This is a genomic window from Ruegeria sp. AWH4_226 (assembly GCF_056159225.1).
In genome coordinates this window covers 108,911-125,186 of the sequence record NZ_JBSWUU010000001.1, presented here as the reverse complement: position 1 = coordinate 125,186, position 16,276 = coordinate 108,911, and the positions used below count along the sequence as shown (strand labels likewise).

The window sequence follows — 16,276 nt, the reverse complement described above, 5'->3', positions numbered from 1 at the left end:
GGTAAGAAGTTACCGCTAACAAGCGGCGTTTGCGAGCGTTAACATGCCGGTTCTACCCAGAACGACTGATATACGTGCGCTTATTGTCCGCCTATGACACGGCCAAACAAAAAAAGACCGGGACCCGATATGACCGATTTCAAAAAGATATTGATTGCCAACCGCGGCGAGATTGCGATTCGCGTGATGCGTGCGGCGAATGAGATGGGTAAGAAGACCGTTGCGGTTTACGCCGAGGAGGACAAGCTGGGTCTGCACCGGTTCAAGGCGGATGAGGCCTATCGGATTGGTGAGGGGATGGGCCCGGTTGCGGCCTATCTGTCGATTGACGAAATCATACGCGTGGCTAAGCAATGTGGTGCGGATGCGATCCATCCTGGCTATGGGCTGTTGTCGGAAAACCCTGACTTCGTGGATGCCTGTGTCCAGAACGGCATCACCTTCATCGGCCCCCGCGCCGAAACCATGCGCGCGCTTGGTGACAAGGCCAGCGCACGGCGGGTTGCGATCGCGGCAGGGGTTCCGGTGATCCCGGCGACCGAAGTTCTGGGCGATGACATGGATGCCATCCGGGCCGAAGCTGCGGAAATCGGCTATCCGCTGATGCTCAAGGCGTCGTGGGGCGGCGGCGGGCGCGGCATGCGCCCGATCCAGTCCGAGGATGAACTGGAGGAGAAGGTTCTGGAAGGCCGCCGCGAAGCCGAGGCCGCCTTTGGCAATGGCGAGGGCTATCTGGAAAAGATGATCACCCGCGCGCGCCACGTCGAGGTGCAAATTCTGGGCGACAAGCATGGTGAGATCTACCATCTGTATGAACGTGACTGCTCGGTCCAGCGTAGGAACCAGAAGGTCGTCGAACGTGCCCCTGCCCCGTATCTGTCCGAGGAACAGCGCGCCGAGATCTGCGAGTTGGGCCGCAAGATCTGCGCTCATGTGAATTACGAGTGCGCGGGCACGGTCGAGTTCCTGATGGATATGGAGACTGGCAAGTTCTACTTCATCGAAGTAAACCCACGCGTGCAGGTGGAACACACCGTCACCGAGGAAGTCACCGGCATCGACATCGTTCAGGCGCAGATCCTGATTGCCGAGGGCAAGACGCTGGCCGAGGCCACTGGTGCCGCCAGCCAGGCGGATGTGCACCTTAACGGCCACGCGCTGCAGACCCGGATCACCACCGAGGACCCGCAGAACAACTTCATCCCCGACTATGGCCGCATCACCGCCTATCGCTCGGCCACCGGCATGGGCATCCGTCTGGATGGCGGCACGGCTTATGCGGGGGGCGTGATCACGCGGTATTACGACTCGCTGCTGACAAAGGTCACGGCATGGGCACCGACGCCTGAAAAGGCCATCAGCCGGATGGACCGGGCGCTGCGCGAGTTCCGCATTCGCGGCGTTAGCACCAACATTGATTTTGTCATCAACCTGCTAAAGCACCCGACCTTTCTGTCGAATGAATACACCACCAAGTTCATCGACACGACGCCGGACCTGTTCACCTTCAAGCGCCGCCGCGACCGGGGCACCAAGGTGCTGACCTATATCGCGGATATCACCGTGAACGGGCACGCCGAGACCAAGGACCGGCCCGAGCCGCGCGCCGACCTGAAAGAGGCCAAGCCCCCTGCGCTCAAGGCCGAACCTCAGATGGGCACCCGCAACCTGCTGGAGCAGAAAGGCCCGCAGGCGGTGGCCGACTGGATGAAGGCGCAGCGGCAATTGCTGATCACCGACACCACCATGCGAGACGGGCACCAATCGCTGCTGGCGACGCGGATGCGCTCGATCGACATGATCCGTGTGGCGCCCACCTATGCCGCCAACCTGCCGCAGCTGTTCAGCGTCGAATGCTGGGGCGGCGCGACCTTCGACGTGGCCTACCGGTTCCTGCAGGAATGCCCGTGGCAACGTCTGCGCGACCTGCGCGAGGCGATGCCGAACCTGATGACTCAGATGCTACTGCGCGGGGCAAACGGCGTTGGCTATACCAACTACCCTGACAACGTGGTGCAGGAATTCGTGCGCCAGGCCGCGCAGAATATCGATGTGTTCCGCGTGTTCGACTCGCTGAACTGGGTCGAGAATATGCGTGTGGCGATGGATGCGGTCGTTGAAAACGGCAAGATTTGTGAAGGCACCGTTTGCTATACCGGTGATATCCTCGACCCGGACCGTGCCAAGTATGACCTGAAATACTATGTCGGCATGGCGAAAGAGCTGCGCGACGCAGGCGCACATGTGCTGGGCCTGAAAGACATGGCGGGCCTGCTAAAGCCGGCCTCGGCTAAAATCCTGATCCGCGCGCTGAAAGAAGAGGTCGGCCTGCCAATCCACTTCCACACCCACGACACGGCGGGCATCGCCAGCGCTACGATCCTAGCCGCGTCCGAGGCGGGCGTTGACGCGGTGGATTGCGCGATGGACGCGTTCTCGGGCAACACATCCCAGGCAACGCTTGGCACCGTGGTCGAGGCGCTGCGTCATACCGAGCGGGACACCGGTCTGGAGATCAAGGCGATCCGCGAGATCAGCGATTACTTCGAGGCGGTGCGCGGCCAGTACGCAGCGTTTGAATCCGGTCTGCAGGCCCCGGCCTCCGAGGTCTATCTGCATGAGATGCCGGGTGGTCAGTTCACCAACCTCAAGGCGCAGGCGCGCTCCTTGGGTCTGGAAGAGCGCTGGCACGAGGTCGCGCAGATGTATGCTGACGTGAACCAGATGTTCGGGGATATCGTTAAGGTAACGCCGTCCTCGAAGGTGGTGGGCGACATGGCGTTGATGATGGTCAGCCAGGGCCTGACCCGCGCGGATGTCGAGAACCCCGGCACGGATATGGCCTTCCCCGACTCGGTCATCGACATGATGCGCGGCAATCTGGGCCAGCCTCCGGGCGGGTTCCCCGACACCATCATCAAGAAGGTGCTGAAGGACGAGGTCCCCAATACCGAGCGCCCCGGCAAGCATGTGCCACCCGTCGACCTCGAAGCCACCCGCGCCGAGCTTTCCGGACAATTGGAAGGGATGCAGGTCGATGACGAGGACCTGAATGGCTACCTGATGTATCCCAAGGTGTTTCTGGATTACATGGGCCGCCACCGGATCTACGGCCCGGTCCGCACCCTGCCCACGCGCACCTTCTTCTACGGTATGGAACCCGGTGAAGAGATCACCGCCGAGATCGATCCCGGCAAGACGCTGGAGATCCGGTGTCAGGCCATCGGCGAGACCGACGAAAAGGGTGAGGTCAAAGTGTTCTTCGAACTCAACGGTCAGCCTCGCGTGATCCGAGTACCGAACCGGATGGTCACATCGGCCACACAGGCGCGACCCAAGGCCGAAGCTGGCAACTCCAACCACGTGGGCGCACCGATGCCCGGTGTGGTTGCAACAATCGCCGTGACAGCCGGTCAACAGGTCAAGGAAGGCGACATGCTGCTGACCATAGAAGCCATGAAAATGGAAACCGGCATCCACGCCGAACGCGACGCAACGGTCAAGGCCGTCAACGTCCAGCCCGGCGGACAGATTGACGCCAAGGATCTGCTGGTCGAACTGGAATAACTGGTTCGCCTTTATCAGGAACTACCGGCCGCTCGGGGAACCGGGCGGCTTTTTGCGCAGAAGGAAGAACGAATGCTGACTATATCCCCCATCTACGCCGCGCTGTTGGCGATCCTCTACATCGCCCTCAGCGTGAGAGTCATCAGCCAGCGCTTCAACGATAAAATCTCTTACGGCGACGGGGGCAGCAAGAACATGATCAAAGCCATCAGAACGCATTCCAACTTCGTCGAATACACGCCTTTTGCGTTGCTGCTGATCGCCATGGCCGAACTGCAAAACGCAGGAGGCTTACTCTTGAATTTGCTTGGGCTGACATTGCTGGCCGGGCGTGTTTTTCACGCGTATGGCTTTGGCCGCACCCCTCAGATCGTAATTTTACGCCGCATGGGAATGCTGCTGACATTCACCGCTATACTGGTTGCTGCCATTGCAAACCTCGCGCTGGCAATGTGACGTGCGTGGCAGGGCTTAACCCGCCAAAATCCGCGTCTCAATCGGTGGGGCTTGCATGAGAATCGGTTCCACCTTGACCACCTCGTTCTCTTCCCGGACACAGATCACGGTTGTCAGCACAATTAGTGCCGCAAGTAGGGCCGTTTTTATATCTGCACTGCGTGTCATCATCCTCTCCTCGAACCGGCCAATTCAACAACTGTCATAGTCTTTAACGTGTGGCGCGGGGATTTCCGTCGAAAGATTTTTCCGGCTTTTTGTGTTTTTCCGCTTGCAGGCTTGCGTGGGAATTTATACATCCCTCCTCACTCAACGGCGCGGGCGTAGCTCAGGGGTAGAGCATAACCTTGCCAAGGTTAGGGTCGGGCGTTCGAATCGCCTCGCCCGCTCCATTGAGAGGTCTTTGGACCACATTTGTATCTGATGCGGGCGTAGCTCAGGGGTAGAGCATAACCTTGCCAAGGTTAGGGTCGGGCGTTCGAATCGCCTCGCCCGCTCCAGATACCAAAACTCCGATATAGCCTAGCTTATACTCTGTCTGTGCGCCATTCTGGCGGTATTTTGCAACACAGGACATTCACCTTGTCTGAATATGTCATCCGCCTGTTAACTGCAGATGAGCTACAGATGGCTGTAGATTGGGCCGGACGCGAGGGGTGGAACCCCGGTCATCTTGATGCCGCATGTTTCCACAGCACTGATACCGGCGGGTTTCTGGGCGGTTTTCTGGATGGTGAGATGATCGCCTCGATCTCCGTCGTCCGCTACGACGATACATTTGCATTTCTTGGGTTCTACATCGTTCGGCCCGAGTATCGCGGTTCTGGCCACGGGCTGAAAATCTGGCGGCATGCGCTGGCGAATTGCAATGCGCTCAACATCGGATTGGACGGGGTCGTCGATCAGCAACACAATTATCGCAAGTCGGGCTTTGCCTTTGCCTACAACAACTATCGTTTCTCAGGATCTGCACGGGACATACTTGCCAAACTGGAAACAGGGTCGGTTGCTCAGATTTCTGATCTTTCCAGCGTTTCAGATGACCTGAGGGCTTATGATCGCAGTCTGTTCCCCGCGCCGCGCGGTGTATTTCTTGAACATTGGCTGAGTGCATCTGGCCATGTCTCAAAAGTGTATGTCGATAGTGGCAGGATCAGGGGGTATGCCACGCTGCGCCCCTGCCTGAATGGGTACAAGGTTGGCCCCCTGTTTGCGGACACAGGTGAGATCGCAAAGGCGTTGCTTGGCGCAGTTCTTGGCACGCTTCCCGAGAGACACCGCGCACATGAGGTATTTGTGGACATGCCGCAGCCCAATGCATCGGCCATGGCGTTGGCGGACGAACTTGGGCTGAGCAAGGTGTTTGAAACGGCGCGGATGTATTCGAAGCACGAACCAGATATCGACCTGAACCGCATCTTTGGCGTTACGACGTTTGAGCTGGGCTAGAACGCCTTGAACGTCATCGTGGTCAGGGACCGTTCGATATTTGGAATCACCAAAAGGTTTTCCGTGATGAAATGCCCCACATCCTTGTCTTCGGGGATGTAGAGCTTCAGCAGCAGGTCGTATTCACCGCTGGTCGAATAAAGCTCGGAGTGGATTTCGCGCAAGGCGATTTCTTCGGCAACCTTGTACGTGGTGCCGGGTTTGCAGCGGATCTGGATGAAAACGCAGGTGGACATGGGCCGTGCCTTGTTGGTTGAATTGCTGGCAGGCTGGCATGGGGCGCGCGCGGGTGCAATCCCCTGCAACAGTTTGCACTGATTACCACGTGCGGTCTGGATAAGCCGCCCCAACCCCGTCTATAAGCGCGCCTGTAGCAAAAGGAATTCGCCCATGCGCAGCGCAAAGATCAGCCGTCAGACCGCCGAAACCGAAATCTCGGTCGAGGTCAATCTGGACGGTACTGGCATATATGACAACCAGACCGGTGTCGGGTTTTTCGATCATATGCTGGACCAGCTTGCGCGCCATTCGCTGATCGACATGACAATCCGCGCCAAGGGTGATTATCACATCGACGATCACCACACGGTCGAGGATACTGGCATCGCGCTGGGTCAGGCTTTGACACAAGCCCTGGGCGGCAAAAAGGGCATCCGGCGCTATGGAGAATGCCACCTGCCCATGGACGACGCGCAGGTCCGCTGTGCGCTGGACCTGTCGGGCCGCCCTTTCCTGATCTGGAACGTGGACCTGCCGACACCCAAGATTGGCTCGTTCGATACCGAGTTGGTGCGCGAGTTCTTTCAGGCGCTCAGCACCCATGGCGGCATCACACTGCATGTCGACCAGGTACACGGCTTCAACAGCCACCACATTGCCGAGGCTGCCTTTAAGGCCGTGGCCCGTGCCCTGCGCGTGGCGGTTGAGACCGACCCGCGCAAGGCAGATGCGATCCCGTCCACCAAAGGCGCGCTGTAAATGCTGACAGCCATCATTGATTACGAGAGCGGTAACCTGCACTCGGCCGAAAAGGCATTTCAACGCATGGCACGCGAAGTGGATGCGGGTGAGGTTGTCGTGACCTCGGACGCGGATGTTGTTGCGCGTGCCGACCGTTTGGTTCTGCCGGGCGACGGTGCGTTTCCGGCCTGCGCCGCCGAATTGCGCGGACATAAGGGCATCTATGACGCCATGGTTGAGGCGGTTGGACAAAAAGGCCGACCGTTTCTGGGAATCTGCGTTGGTATGCAACTGATGGCCACGAAAGGCCATGAATATCGTGAAACGGACGGGCTTGACTGGGTCGCTGGCGATGTGGTGCGCATAGAATCGTCAGACAAAGCGCTGAAAGTCCCCCATATGGGTTGGAACGATCTGGTGCTGGAAAGCGACCACCCCGTGTTTAGCGGGGTCAACTCCGGCGATCACACCTATTTTGTCCACTCCTACCATTTCCGGGTGAAAAACCCGGCTGAGCGGTTGGCCTACGTGGATTATGGACAAGAGGTCACGGCCGTGATCGGCCGCGACACCATGGTTGGCATGCAATTCCACCCCGAGAAAAGCCAGGATGTGGGCTTGCGTATGATCGGAAATTTCCTGAACTGGGCGCCCTAAGCCTTATTGAACGCGTGTCCAGGTCTGCCCGCGGCAGATCAGGCCGCCAGCGACACAGCCTTTGACGGTCAGCTCGTTCTGGCTGTCCAACGTCATCTTCGAATTATAGGTCTTGTCCCGGTCCGGAGCCCAGATCTTGCCATTGTCATAGCTGCCGCCGCCTTCCGGGATCATATCCCAGATGATCTGCTTGCCTAGATTCTCATACTCCAACTGCTCGTTCCCATCCGCGTCAAAGGCAGTATCGATGGTACCGCAAATGGCGCTGCCGCATTCAGAAATCGTGACGTGCAGATAACCTCCGGTATCCCCCGGAGCGGTCTTCCACAGCCCGTCGACAGGATCGGCAGCCAAGGCGGTTGTTGCCAGCACTGCCAGACCCGCTGCAAGAATAAATGTTTTCATGAGTGTCTCCCTGTTTTGTGGCCAGTCTGGCCCGCCATTCGCCACCGGGCAAGATTGACTTTGCGTCGCGTTGCATCTCCTGCCCTGCATGTGCGATATCCCGCGCGAAAAGCAGTGATATAAGGCCACCCGACATGATCCTCTACCCCGCCATCGACCTAAAAGACGGCCAAGCCGTGCGCTTGCTGCGCGGTGAAATGGATAAGGCCACCGTGTTCAACGACGACCCGGCCGCGCAGGCCCGTGCCTTTGTTGACGCAGGGTGCGAATGGCTTCACCTTGTGGACCTGAACGGGGCCTTTGCAGGCGCGCCTGTGAACGCCGCGCCGGTTGAGGCAATTTTGAAGGCTTGCAATGTTCCAGCGCAGCTTGGGGGCGGCATTCGTGACATGGCCACGATTGAGACTTGGATCGACAAGGGTCTGGCCCGGGTCATTCTGGGTACCGTGGCGGTTGAGAACCCCGATCTGGTGCGTGAAGCCGCGCAAGCCTTTCCCGGCAAAGTTGCCGTCGGCATAGATGCGCGCAATGGCATGGTCGCCACCAAAGGCTGGGCGCAAGAAACCAACGTGCAGGTCACCGATCTGGCACGCAGCTTCGAGGACGCAGGTGTTGCCACCATCATCTATACGGACATCAACCGCGATGGTGCGATGCAGGGTCCAAATGTCGAAGCAACTGCAGATCTGGCGCGAGCAGTATCTATTCCGGTGATCGCTTCGGGTGGCGTTTCGTCGATCGCTGACCTGATCGCGCTGCGCGATTGTGGCGCAGATTTGAATGGTGCGATTTCGGGCCGCGCGCTCTATGATGGGGCGATTGACCTGAAACAAGCGGTGGCAGCGCTCCGAGTGTGAGTTCGTGTTCCATACCCACGTAAAAAAATCCGATCTTCCAACCACTAGCCGTCTGCATGCGCGGCTTGAACAAGGGGATTTTTTGGATTGCTACAGCGTACCATCCACCCTTTCCCCGCGCCGTGCGGCAGAAATCATTACCGATTTTCCAAATTGGGCAAAAGCACTGGTTCGATTGAGGGGGATTTTACTGGCACCGTTCGGGATATCCAAATCCGGTCCGAACGCAGCCGATAGGGTTGGTATTTTCCCGGTCGAACACGACGACGAAACCGAGCTGATCGCGGGATTTAACGATCGTCACCTGAATTTCCGGGTCTCGGTTGTTTCAGAAAATGGTCGGATTTCGTTAGCCACGTGGGTACGTCGGCATAATCTTGGTGGCTGGATTTATTTGGCGACAATCCTTCCATTCCATATTCTCATAGCAAGAAACGCGCTTGCGCGGGTCAGCCGCGCAAGCACCTAAGACTTTTATTCTGCGGCAACTGACGTCAGCTTTGCCAGTGCCCCCCGCATCTTTTCAATGACCGGGGATGACTCAACTGCGTCGAGATCATCCATGGTCTCTTTGGGGTCTTCATAGGCCAACCAGACCTGACCGTTTTCGTCCTCGTATGCCTGCACTTTCAGCGGCAAGAACAATCCCGCACGCGGGTCAATCTGCATGGCGGGTGTGCCCATCGCGGGGTTGCCGAAGATCAGCACTTGATTGGCCGGAATGGTCAGCCCTACCTTTTCGGCCCCGGCTGCGTGATCGACGCGTGCAAAAACAGTTGCGCCAGCATTACCAACAGCCGCCTCTAACGCTTCCAGCGCCTCCGACACCGATTTGTCTGTACCAACCTTGATGATATCGTCTGCCATCGCTGCGACGGTTCCTCCTAAAACGAAAACAGTTGCCAAAATGAAACTGTGCATTTTACTAATCTCCCGCTGAATTTGGGCGTAAACTTCCCGGGTTTGAATGGTCTTGCAATCACAAGTCCGGCATCACCGACACGGTGTTTGCCTGTGCTGTCATTTGATTGACCCACCAAAGAAGATTTGCCCTCGAATCGATCTCAGATCGTAAACAATTTTGGCTAAACTTGCAGAATTTGCACAGATCGGTCGCAAAAAGGTCAAATTCCGCGCCTACCGCTGAACCGTACCCCATAGCCGGAGTTTTGCCGTGTCTATTTCGAATGTATCGCAACCTACAGAAAACTGGCGTTATCTTGCTCCGGTTATCAGTTTCTGCGTGACGATTTTTGTCAGCGCCAGCCTTTTGTTTTTTGTGCAGCCGCTGTTTGCAAAACTCGTTTTGCCGAAAATCGGCGGCACACCTGCGGTCTGGACAACAGCGATGCTGTTCTTCCAGCTGATGCTTATCCTGGGGTATTTGTACGCTCATGTGCTGACACGATGGCTCGGTCTTCGGTGGCAGATTGTGACACACCTGGCCCTTTGGGTTTTGGCGCTCAGCTTTTTGCCTCTTGCCACGCAAGACGATTGGAGGTTCGATCCCTCGGCCTCGATCGCCCTTCAAACCCTTCTGGTCTTCGCGGTCGGTGTGGGGGTACCGTTTGCGGTGCTGTCAGCGAATGCACCATTGCTACAAGCCTGGTATTCACGCTCGGGCGGTCCGTCGGCCAATGATCCGTATTTTCTGTATGCGGCCAGCAACGTGGGGTCTTTGCTGGCCCTGTTGGCGTTTCCACTGATTGCCGATCCATTTTTTGGCGCTCAGGACATCAGCCTGTTCTGGTCCGTCGGGTTTGTCGCATTCGGACTTCTCATGGCGATCAGCGGCATGTTTGCCCTGAAAGGCGCAAGCAAACCTGTCGCGACACAGAACACACCTTCCGCTAGCGACAGGCTGAGCTTCGGGAAAATCATCGGCTGGGTCTTCATTGCCTTCATCCCCTCGTCCCTGATGTTGGCCACCACAACCAAACTCAGCATCGACCTTGGTGCTATTCCCCTGATCTGGGTTGTGCCACTGGCGACGTATATTCTGACGTTCATCCTGGCTTTTTCTAAATGGCGCCGCTTAACCTTGAACGGGCTGACGACGCCGGTTCTGATCGCACTGTCATTCGGCGTCGTGCTGCTGTCCAATACTCTGTCTGCACACAAGCCACCCGCTGTTATGGCGTTGTATATACCTATCCTGTTTTTGATTGCTTTGTTTGCGCACCGGCTGCTTTATGAGCTTCGCCCGCCGGCCCAGCATCTTACCGTCTTTTACTTGGCGCTTTCGGTTGGCGGTGCCTGTGGCGGGCTTTTCAACTCAATCATCGCACCTGCCGTTTTCAACCGCGAAATTGAATTCGCCGTCACCCTAATCCTGACCGGAGGCTTGTTCTTGATGCAAGCGGGCAAATTCAACCTGCGCCAGGTCGCACCGGCTATAGTCCTTTCGATTCCATTGCTATTCATGACTGGCGCTTTGAAAGTTAGCTTTCAATTCGAATCACGAACACTTGCCTTAGTCGCTGTTACAGCCATTGTCGCAGCGGTTTTGCTTGCGTCGAGAGGCAATCCAACCCGCTTGGCGACTGTTTTGCTGATCGTTCTGGCTTCAACGCTCTTTTCCAATCAAGACAGCTATTTCCGTGATCGTAGCTTTTTTGGAACCCACGATGTTTTTGATTTGGGGGAGTTCCGCGTCTACAAGAACGGCACCACGATACATGGTTGGCAAAAACGAACGCCCCCCGGCATACGACCGGTTGCGTTGTCGTATTACCATCCGAACGGACCGATGGCCGAAGTTCTCACATCGGATTACGGCGTTAACTCCAACAATATCGCCATTGTTGGTCTCGGGACTGGCGCGTTGTCCTGTTACGGCCAGCCGCATCAGACATGGGATTTCTTCGAGATCGACCAAACCGTCGACCGTATCGCTCGTGATCCAGAGCTGTTCACATACCTGTCCGAATGCGCCCCAACTGCCGAGACGCATCTTGGCGACGCCCGGATCGTGCTGGAACATCAAGCCTTTGATTTTGATATCATGGTGTTGGACGCCTATAGCTCTGATGCAATCCCCCTGCACCTGATCACCCGTGAAGCAATCGAAATTTACCTGCGTCATTTAAATCAGGACGGCGTTTTGGTCTTCCATATCTCGAACCAATACTACGATCTGTCACCGCAACTGGCCCGGTCTGCCGCCGCGCTTGACCTATTCGCCGCACTCCAAAGGGACAAAGTCGGAAAGCAGGAAAAAAAGAAGGGCGCATCCGACACGCATGTGGTGATCCTGAGCCGTGACAAAAGCCGCATCGACGCATTTGTCCAAGACGGGGAGTGGCAACCTTTGATTGCAGACGGTCGGGTTCCTTGGACAGATGACAAGGCCAACCTGTTGTCAGCCCTCAAGATACTGGGCACCGACTGACCGAAGAACAGGCATCCACTGATTGGCCGGTGTCACGCTGTTCGGCACTGGCATCGGCGGGGCATTATCGTTACAGGTGCGGCAACAAAGGATGCCGCCATGCTAAAGACTCGCATCATACCCTGCCTCGATGTCGCTGATGGCCGTGTGGTCAAAGGCGTGAACTTCGTGGGCCTGCGTGATGCAGGCGACCCGGTGGAATCGGCCAAGGCCTACGACGCCGCCGGCGCGGATGAGATTTGCTTTCTGGACATTCACGCCACCCACGAAAACCGAGGCACCATGTTCGACGTTGTTCAACGCACAGCCGAACAGTGTTTTGTCCCCCTCACAGTAGGCGGTGGCGTGCGCACCAAGGAAGATGTCCGCGCCTTGCTTTTGGCTGGTGCGGACAAGGTAAGTTTCAATTCGGCCGCAGTGGCAAATCCGGACGTGGTCGCCGAAGCAGCGGATCAATTCGGCAGCCAATGCATCGTCTGCGCCATCGACGCCAAGACCGTCAGCCCGGGTAAGTGGGAGATTTTCACGCATGGTGGCCGCAAACCCACCGGGATCGACGCCGTTGAGTTTGCCAAAATCGTCGTCGCCAAAGGCGCGGGTGAAATCTTGCTCACCTCAATGGACCGGGACGGCACCAAGGCCGGATTTAACCTACCACTGACACGCGCCATCTCGGACGCGGTGGATGTACCCGTGATCGCTTCGGGCGGGGTGGGCAATCTGGATCATCTGGTCGAAGGCGTGACGCAAGGTGGCGCAAGCGCGGTTCTGGCGGCCTCGATCTTTCACTTTGGCGAATATACGATCCATGAAGCCAAGGAACACATGGCTGCTGCGGGCATCCCGATGAGGTTAACATGAGCATTCTACACGATCTCTCCGCCACCATCGAGGCCCGCAAGGATGCTGATCCCGACTCCAGCTGGACCGCCAAATTGTTGGCGAAAGGTCCCGAAAAATGCGCCGAAAAATTCGGGGAAGAGGCCGTCGAAGCCATCATCGAAGCCGTCAAGGGTGATAGGGCGGGCCTGACAGCCGAAGCGGCGGATGTGCTATATCACTTGCTGGTCATGCTGGCGGCACGCGACGTCGCGCTGGATGACGTCCTGGCCGAGTTGGAACGGCGGCAAGGCGTCAGCGGCATCGCTGAAAAAGCTGCTCGCCCCAAGGGCTGAACGACAGGGTTCCGTCAACCGGTCCTCGCCTTTATGATCAGGTTTCACAGTCAACGGATCATAGGGCCAAGGGATGATCAGGATTATGGCAGCTATGCTGGCCTTTGCGGCGCTGACCGCCTGCGCGTCCCCGCCCCCGTCAACCGGGGACGAAGTGCAGCGACTCGCCAATGAAATCCTCAGCCTTGGGCCGGATATTGACCCGGAAGAGGCAAACCGTGCCTCTCAGATCGCTTATTCCTACACGGCGCAACTGGTGCAGGAATACGAAATCACTGACCCCCCGTTGATCCACAACGCCAAGGTCAACAAGGGCCTGCGCCCTCGGGGGCTGTGCTGGCACTGGGCCGAGGATATTGAGCGCCGGCTCAAGCAAGAGAACTTCCAAACGCTCGAATTGCATCGTGCCATCGCCAATGCGGACAACCCGTTCAGGATCGACCACAGCACCGCCATTATCAGCCGCAGAGGCGAAACACTGTATAGCGGCGTGGTGCTGGATCCCTGGCGCTACGGCGGGGTGTTGTTCTGGTCTCCGCTGGTGGAGGATACGAAATATGAATGGGTGCCGCGTGACGCCGTGTTGCAGCAACGCCGCGTCGAGCAATATGGTGAGCTTTTACCCTATGTCAGTGAGTAAGCTCAGATTTTGGAAGAGATCACGCCGGTCGCAAATCCACCCATGCGCAGCTCACCAAACAGGCGTTGATACTCGATTTTTGGGCATCTGTTCATGATCACGTCCATACCCTGACCTTGCGCCTTGGCGGCGGCATCGGCGTTTTCTACCCCGATCTGCATCCAAACCGTGCGTAGTTTTGGCAGCACGTCCAAGGCTTCGTCGACGATCGGCGGCACCGCCTCGGATCGGCGGAAGATATCGACCATATCAACCGGCTCGGAAATCTCAGACAATGAGGCGCGCACGGTCTGACCGAATAACTCTTTCCCCGCATGGCCCGGATTGACCGGGATAACCGTAAACCCTTTCAAAGATAGATACCGCGCCACGTAGTAACTTGGCCGCACCGGGTTCATCGACACACCAACCACGGCGACCACCTTGGTACGCTGCAGAATCTCTTTCAGGTATTTATCAGGATACTCTGTCATGGCCGCACCCTATTCTGGCGAACCAAAAGAAAAAAGCGCCCAGGCCGTACCTGAGCGCAAGTTGTTGGAACGAGGGACAGTGAAATGACCCGCGGCAGTTCCGTTCCGCGGTCACTGTGTCATTTAGGCATATGATCAGAGAAAAAAAGAGGGTGACCTAATTTTTGTGATGACAATTCACAAAAATCGACAATTTGCTCATTTGTTGTGAAGAATTCCGGGCCAATGCGCTTCGGCCATGCGGATATATTCAGCCGAGTCAGTGCGCCACATCCGTTCAACTTCCAATGAATGGGTCACATACAGCCGTCCGCCAACCACTTGCCATGCCATCGGGTCAGAACCGGCCAGTGATCCGTGGGCCATTGCATAGGCACAGTACCCACCGAACTGAGGCGCAAAGGCGCGTGGATCACGCTCGAATGCCTCACGGTTTTCGGCGGTTGAGAATTGCCATTTGGCCCCCCGCCACACAACTGCGTGTTCCGATTTGCCTTGAATAGGCGCATCTTCGTCAAAGTAAGATACCACGTCATACCCAGCCATTGCCGCTCCCTCTGTAGCAAAGAAAAACGGCATATCCTGCGCTGTGGCGGCAGGTGCGATCACGGCGGCGGCCGCTGCGGCCAACAGAAAACGACGAGTAAGCATAGCAGAAATCAATTTGATCCTTTCAAATAATCAAATTGCAATTTTTGCGCACTTGAGAAACCCCCGTTAACGGGTTTGTGATCATCAAATCGACCCTGAGGCCGCTTTAATCAAAGATATCCTCGACGACATCCCATGCCTCTTCCAGCAAGCGCGAGAAGATAGCCTTTCTCTTCTTCTTTTTGTTCTTCCGGTATGCCGCAGGCGCTTTCTTGACGTCTCGTTTAATCTTTTCGTCGCTCAACTTGCGCTTGGGCACCATTTTGATGTCATGCAGCGGCGCCCCGCAACTTGAACAGCTTAGCTCGTGGCGTTTCTGCCCCCTCAGAACCAACGCAGCGCGGGTCCCGCAGTAACAGCAGGTGACGATTTTGGACGGGCTGGGAATGGGGGCTCTCCTGTCTACGTGTGCCTTGAGGCATATAGGGCGATTGCGGCTGCATTTGAGACGTTAAGCGATCCAAAACCTCCGGCTGCGTCGATTTTCACCAATTGATCAACCGTTTCCTTGGTTTTTTGCCGTAGGCCTGGCCCTTCGGCCCCTAGCACCAGTGCAACCGGCTGATCCAACTTGCCACCCAAGGTCGTTTCGATGGTCTGGCTGGCCTCTCCATCCAGCCCCAGCACCAGAAAACCCATGTTTTGCAACTCAACAATCGTATCAGCCAGGTTGCGGACCCGAAGATAGGGTTGACGCTCCAGCGCGCCGCTGGCGGTCTTGGCCAAAGCACCTGTCTCGGGCGCTGAGTGGTGCCGGGTACCGATGACCGCACTTGCCCCCAAAACCTCGGCCGATCGCAGGATCGCCCCGACATTGTGAGGGTCTGTTACCCGATCCAACAAAAGCACGCGCGGATGCTCACGGCCAATGCAGTTTTCCGCCAATCCGCCCCACTCCAGAGGCTTGACCTCAAGAGCAGCACCTTGATGGACAGAGCCCGGATCAATTGGCGCAGTAAACTTGCGCGGGTCAACCATTTCGGCCTCAATCCCTGCAAATTCAATGGCTTCGGCCAATTTATCCCGTGCATTTCGCGTGACGATCAGGCGCAACTTCTGCCGGTTCGGGTTCATCAACGCGTCCCGCACGGCATGCAGTCCGAACAGCCAGAAGGTTTCCGCGGCAGCCGCCTTGCGCGCCTGTTCCTTTTCGACGACCCATTTGGGTTTCTTCATTTCATGGGCCTCCGGGCCGGGACTTCGGTTTCCTGCGTCAAAGCGAAATTTTCCTGTTGACGCTCCTTCAAGGCGCTAGTAATCACGCCTCCACGTCAGGTCAACGCCTGACAGTGGGCGACAGGCCGCAAGGTGTGGCAGGGGACTGTAACTCCCTCGCGGAGACGCACGCCTGGTTCGATTCCAGGGTCGCCCACCATCTTCTTTGTAGAATGATGAAGCTCTTACCACAGCGCATAATCGCTTTCTGGAAGCGCAAAACCGCGGCATTCCACAATTTGGCAAGGCCTCATAGATCGTATCTACAATTGAGGCTTTTTCATCTTGATATCAATGGATTGAAGAAGATCTCTCAGCATTGATTACCTAGAAAGCGTCGCGCCAAGGATCACCAACCGGAACCTTATGTAGGTCAATCT

The 16,276-nt window shown here is 56.9% G+C and carries 19 protein-coding genes and 3 tRNA genes; 14 read left to right on the top strand and 8 right to left on the bottom strand.

Features of this window, described 5'->3' with window-relative positions:
- The first annotated feature begins 129 nt into the window (after positions 1-129).
- Entirely contained in the window at positions 130-3,567 is a 3,438-nt protein-coding gene (locus tag ACXAET_RS00650; protein WP_475179522.1) for a pyruvate carboxylase, read from the top strand.
- A gap of 72 nt (positions 3,568-3,639) precedes the next feature.
- The gene (locus ACXAET_RS00645; protein ID WP_475179520.1) at positions 3,640-4,023 is read left to right on the top strand and encodes an MAPEG family protein; all 384 of its coding nucleotides are present in this window, start codon (positions 3,640-3,642) and stop codon (positions 4,021-4,023) included.
- A 15-nt stretch (positions 4,024-4,038) separates the two neighbouring features.
- On the opposite strand, the gene ACXAET_RS00640 is transcribed toward ACXAET_RS00645, so the two are convergent.
- Complete coding sequence (locus ACXAET_RS00640) at positions 4,039-4,191, bottom strand: hypothetical protein (protein ID WP_475179517.1); 153 nt, start codon at positions 4,189-4,191, stop codon at positions 4,039-4,041.
- Positions 4,192-4,340: 149 nt separating this feature from the next.
- On the opposite strand from ACXAET_RS00640, the gene ACXAET_RS00635 reads away from it, so the two are divergent.
- The 3 genes from ACXAET_RS00635 (at position 4,341) to ACXAET_RS00625 (ending at position 5,472) form a co-directional block, all read left to right on the top strand.
- Positions 4,341-4,415: transfer RNA gene (locus ACXAET_RS00635), tRNA-Gly, on the top strand.
- 33 nt (positions 4,416-4,448) lie between these two features.
- Positions 4,449-4,523, top strand: a tRNA-Gly gene (locus tag ACXAET_RS00630).
- Between the two features lie 82 nt (positions 4,524-4,605).
- Complete coding sequence (locus ACXAET_RS00625) at positions 4,606-5,472, top strand: GNAT family N-acetyltransferase (RefSeq protein ID WP_475179515.1); 867 nt, start codon at positions 4,606-4,608, stop codon at positions 5,470-5,472.
- Here the strand turns inward: ACXAET_RS00625 and ACXAET_RS00620 are convergent.
- Positions 5,469-5,708: an Lrp/AsnC family transcriptional regulator gene (locus tag ACXAET_RS00620; protein ID WP_068335738.1), complete on the bottom strand. Its 240-nt coding sequence runs from the start codon at positions 5,706-5,708 to the stop codon at positions 5,469-5,471. The genes ACXAET_RS00625 and ACXAET_RS00620 overlap by 4 nt on opposite strands.
- 154 nt (positions 5,709-5,862) lie before the next feature.
- On the opposite strand from ACXAET_RS00620, the gene hisB reads away from it, so the two are divergent.
- Positions 5,863-6,450 (top strand): imidazoleglycerol-phosphate dehydratase HisB, encoded by a 588-nt coding sequence (gene hisB / locus ACXAET_RS00615; protein ID WP_475179512.1) that lies wholly within the window; start codon positions 5,863-5,865, stop codon positions 6,448-6,450.
- Positions 6,451-7,089 carry an imidazole glycerol phosphate synthase subunit HisH gene (gene hisH / locus ACXAET_RS00610; RefSeq protein ID WP_475179510.1) on the top strand — a complete coding sequence of 213 codons (639 nt, stop codon included), beginning with the start codon at positions 6,451-6,453 and terminating at the stop codon, positions 7,087-7,089.
- A gap of 3 nt (positions 7,090-7,092) precedes the next feature.
- Here hisH and ACXAET_RS00605 read toward each other — a convergent pair whose 3' ends face one another.
- Positions 7,093-7,494, bottom strand: a complete 402-nt coding sequence (locus tag ACXAET_RS00605) for a DUF2147 domain-containing protein (RefSeq protein WP_475179508.1) — start codon at positions 7,492-7,494, stop codon at positions 7,093-7,095.
- Between the two features lie 134 nt (positions 7,495-7,628).
- On the opposite strand from ACXAET_RS00605, the gene hisA reads away from it, so the two are divergent.
- Complete coding sequence (gene hisA / locus ACXAET_RS00600; RefSeq protein ID WP_475179505.1) at positions 7,629-8,351, top strand: 1-(5-phosphoribosyl)-5-[(5-phosphoribosylamino)methylideneamino]imidazole-4-carboxamide isomerase; 723 nt, start codon at positions 7,629-7,631, stop codon at positions 8,349-8,351.
- A gap of 82 nt (positions 8,352-8,433) precedes the next feature.
- On the top strand, positions 8,434-8,820 hold the full coding sequence (locus ACXAET_RS00595; protein ID WP_475179503.1) for a DUF2867 domain-containing protein: 387 nt from the start codon (positions 8,434-8,436) through the stop codon (positions 8,818-8,820).
- A 5-nt stretch (positions 8,821-8,825) separates the two neighbouring features.
- On the opposite strand, the gene ACXAET_RS00590 is transcribed toward ACXAET_RS00595, so the two are convergent.
- Complete coding sequence (locus tag ACXAET_RS00590; protein ID WP_475179501.1) at positions 8,826-9,272, bottom strand: DUF302 domain-containing protein; 447 nt, start codon at positions 9,270-9,272, stop codon at positions 8,826-8,828.
- Positions 9,273-9,525: 253 nt separating this feature from the next.
- On the opposite strand from ACXAET_RS00590, the gene ACXAET_RS00585 reads away from it, so the two are divergent.
- The 4 genes from ACXAET_RS00585 (at position 9,526) to ACXAET_RS00570 (ending at position 13,557) form a co-directional block, all read left to right on the top strand.
- A complete protein-coding gene (locus ACXAET_RS00585; protein ID WP_475179499.1) occupies positions 9,526-11,742 on the top strand; it encodes a fused MFS/spermidine synthase in 2,217 nt (738 codons plus the stop codon).
- Between the two features lie 99 nt (positions 11,743-11,841).
- Positions 11,842-12,603: an imidazole glycerol phosphate synthase subunit HisF gene (gene hisF, locus ACXAET_RS00580; protein ID WP_475179496.1), complete on the top strand. Its 762-nt coding sequence runs from the start codon at positions 11,842-11,844 to the stop codon at positions 12,601-12,603.
- Complete coding sequence (locus ACXAET_RS00575; protein WP_475179494.1) at positions 12,600-12,917, top strand: phosphoribosyl-ATP diphosphatase; 318 nt, start codon at positions 12,600-12,602, stop codon at positions 12,915-12,917. The genes hisF and ACXAET_RS00575 overlap by 4 nt, the downstream gene beginning before the upstream one ends.
- Before the next feature lie 73 nt (positions 12,918-12,990).
- The gene (locus tag ACXAET_RS00570) at positions 12,991-13,557 is read left to right on the top strand and encodes a hypothetical protein (protein ID WP_475179492.1); all 567 of its coding nucleotides are present in this window, start codon (positions 12,991-12,993) and stop codon (positions 13,555-13,557) included.
- Positions 13,558-13,559: 2 nt separating this feature from the next.
- On the opposite strand, the gene ACXAET_RS00565 is transcribed toward ACXAET_RS00570, so the two are convergent.
- The 4 genes from ACXAET_RS00565 to rlmB all read right to left on the bottom strand — a co-directional run bounded on the left by ACXAET_RS00565 (position 13,560) and on the right by rlmB (position 15,857).
- Positions 13,560-14,030 carry a CoA-binding protein gene (locus tag ACXAET_RS00565; protein ID WP_224890700.1) on the bottom strand — a complete coding sequence of 157 codons (471 nt, stop codon included), beginning with the start codon at positions 14,028-14,030 and terminating at the stop codon, positions 13,560-13,562.
- A 198-nt stretch (positions 14,031-14,228) separates the two neighbouring features.
- Positions 14,229-14,681, bottom strand: coding sequence for a YHS domain-containing (seleno)protein (locus ACXAET_RS00560; RefSeq protein WP_475179488.1), 453 nt, complete (start codon positions 14,679-14,681; stop codon positions 14,229-14,231).
- A 106-nt stretch (positions 14,682-14,787) separates the two neighbouring features.
- On the bottom strand, positions 14,788-15,069 hold the full coding sequence (locus ACXAET_RS00555) for a hypothetical protein (protein ID WP_475187021.1): 282 nt from the start codon (positions 15,067-15,069) through the stop codon (positions 14,788-14,790).
- 14 nt (positions 15,070-15,083) lie between these two features.
- Positions 15,084-15,857, bottom strand: a complete 774-nt coding sequence (gene rlmB, locus ACXAET_RS00550; protein WP_475179486.1) for a 23S rRNA (guanosine(2251)-2'-O)-methyltransferase RlmB — start codon at positions 15,855-15,857, stop codon at positions 15,084-15,086.
- A gap of 115 nt (positions 15,858-15,972) precedes the next feature.
- On the opposite strand from rlmB, the gene ACXAET_RS00545 reads away from it, so the two are divergent.
- Positions 15,973-16,056: transfer RNA gene (locus tag ACXAET_RS00545), tRNA-Tyr, on the top strand.
- The last annotated feature ends 220 nt before the right edge of the window (positions 16,057-16,276 follow it).

Bases quoted from the DNA above. Each gene is read 5' to 3' on its own strand.
- ACXAET_RS00645 (WP_475179520.1), top strand. From the start codon at position 3,640: ATGCTGACTATATCCCCCATCTACGCCGCGCTGTTGGCGATCCTCTAC.
- ACXAET_RS00575 (WP_475179494.1), top strand. From the start codon at position 12,600: ATGAGCATTCTACACGATCTCTCCGCCACCATCGAGGCCCGCAAGGAT.
- ACXAET_RS00560 (WP_475179488.1), bottom strand. From the start codon at position 14,681: ATGCTTACTCGTCGTTTTCTGTTGGCCGCAGCGGCCGCCGCCGTGATC.
- hisH (WP_475179510.1), top strand. From the start codon at position 6,451: ATGCTGACAGCCATCATTGATTACGAGAGCGGTAACCTGCACTCGGCC.
- ACXAET_RS00565 (WP_224890700.1), bottom strand. From the start codon at position 14,030: ATGACAGAGTATCCTGATAAATACCTGAAAGAGATTCTGCAGCGTACC.
- hisF (WP_475179496.1), top strand. From the start codon at position 11,842: ATGCTAAAGACTCGCATCATACCCTGCCTCGATGTCGCTGATGGCCGT.
- ACXAET_RS00570 (WP_475179492.1), top strand. From the start codon at position 12,991: ATGATCAGGATTATGGCAGCTATGCTGGCCTTTGCGGCGCTGACCGCC.
- hisB (WP_475179512.1), top strand. From the start codon at position 5,863: ATGCGCAGCGCAAAGATCAGCCGTCAGACCGCCGAAACCGAAATCTCG.
- ACXAET_RS00620 (WP_068335738.1), bottom strand. From the start codon at position 5,708: ATGTCCACCTGCGTTTTCATCCAGATCCGCTGCAAACCCGGCACCACG.
- rlmB (WP_475179486.1), bottom strand. From the start codon at position 15,857: ATGAAGAAACCCAAATGGGTCGTCGAAAAGGAACAGGCGCGCAAGGCG.
- ACXAET_RS00605 (WP_475179508.1), bottom strand. From the start codon at position 7,494: ATGAAAACATTTATTCTTGCAGCGGGTCTGGCAGTGCTGGCAACAACC.
- ACXAET_RS00590 (WP_475179501.1), bottom strand. From the start codon at position 9,272: ATGCACAGTTTCATTTTGGCAACTGTTTTCGTTTTAGGAGGAACCGTC.
- ACXAET_RS00650 (WP_475179522.1), top strand. From the start codon at position 130: ATGACCGATTTCAAAAAGATATTGATTGCCAACCGCGGCGAGATTGCG.
- ACXAET_RS00640 (WP_475179517.1), bottom strand. From the start codon at position 4,191: ATGACACGCAGTGCAGATATAAAAACGGCCCTACTTGCGGCACTAATT.
- hisA (WP_475179505.1), top strand. From the start codon at position 7,629: ATGATCCTCTACCCCGCCATCGACCTAAAAGACGGCCAAGCCGTGCGC.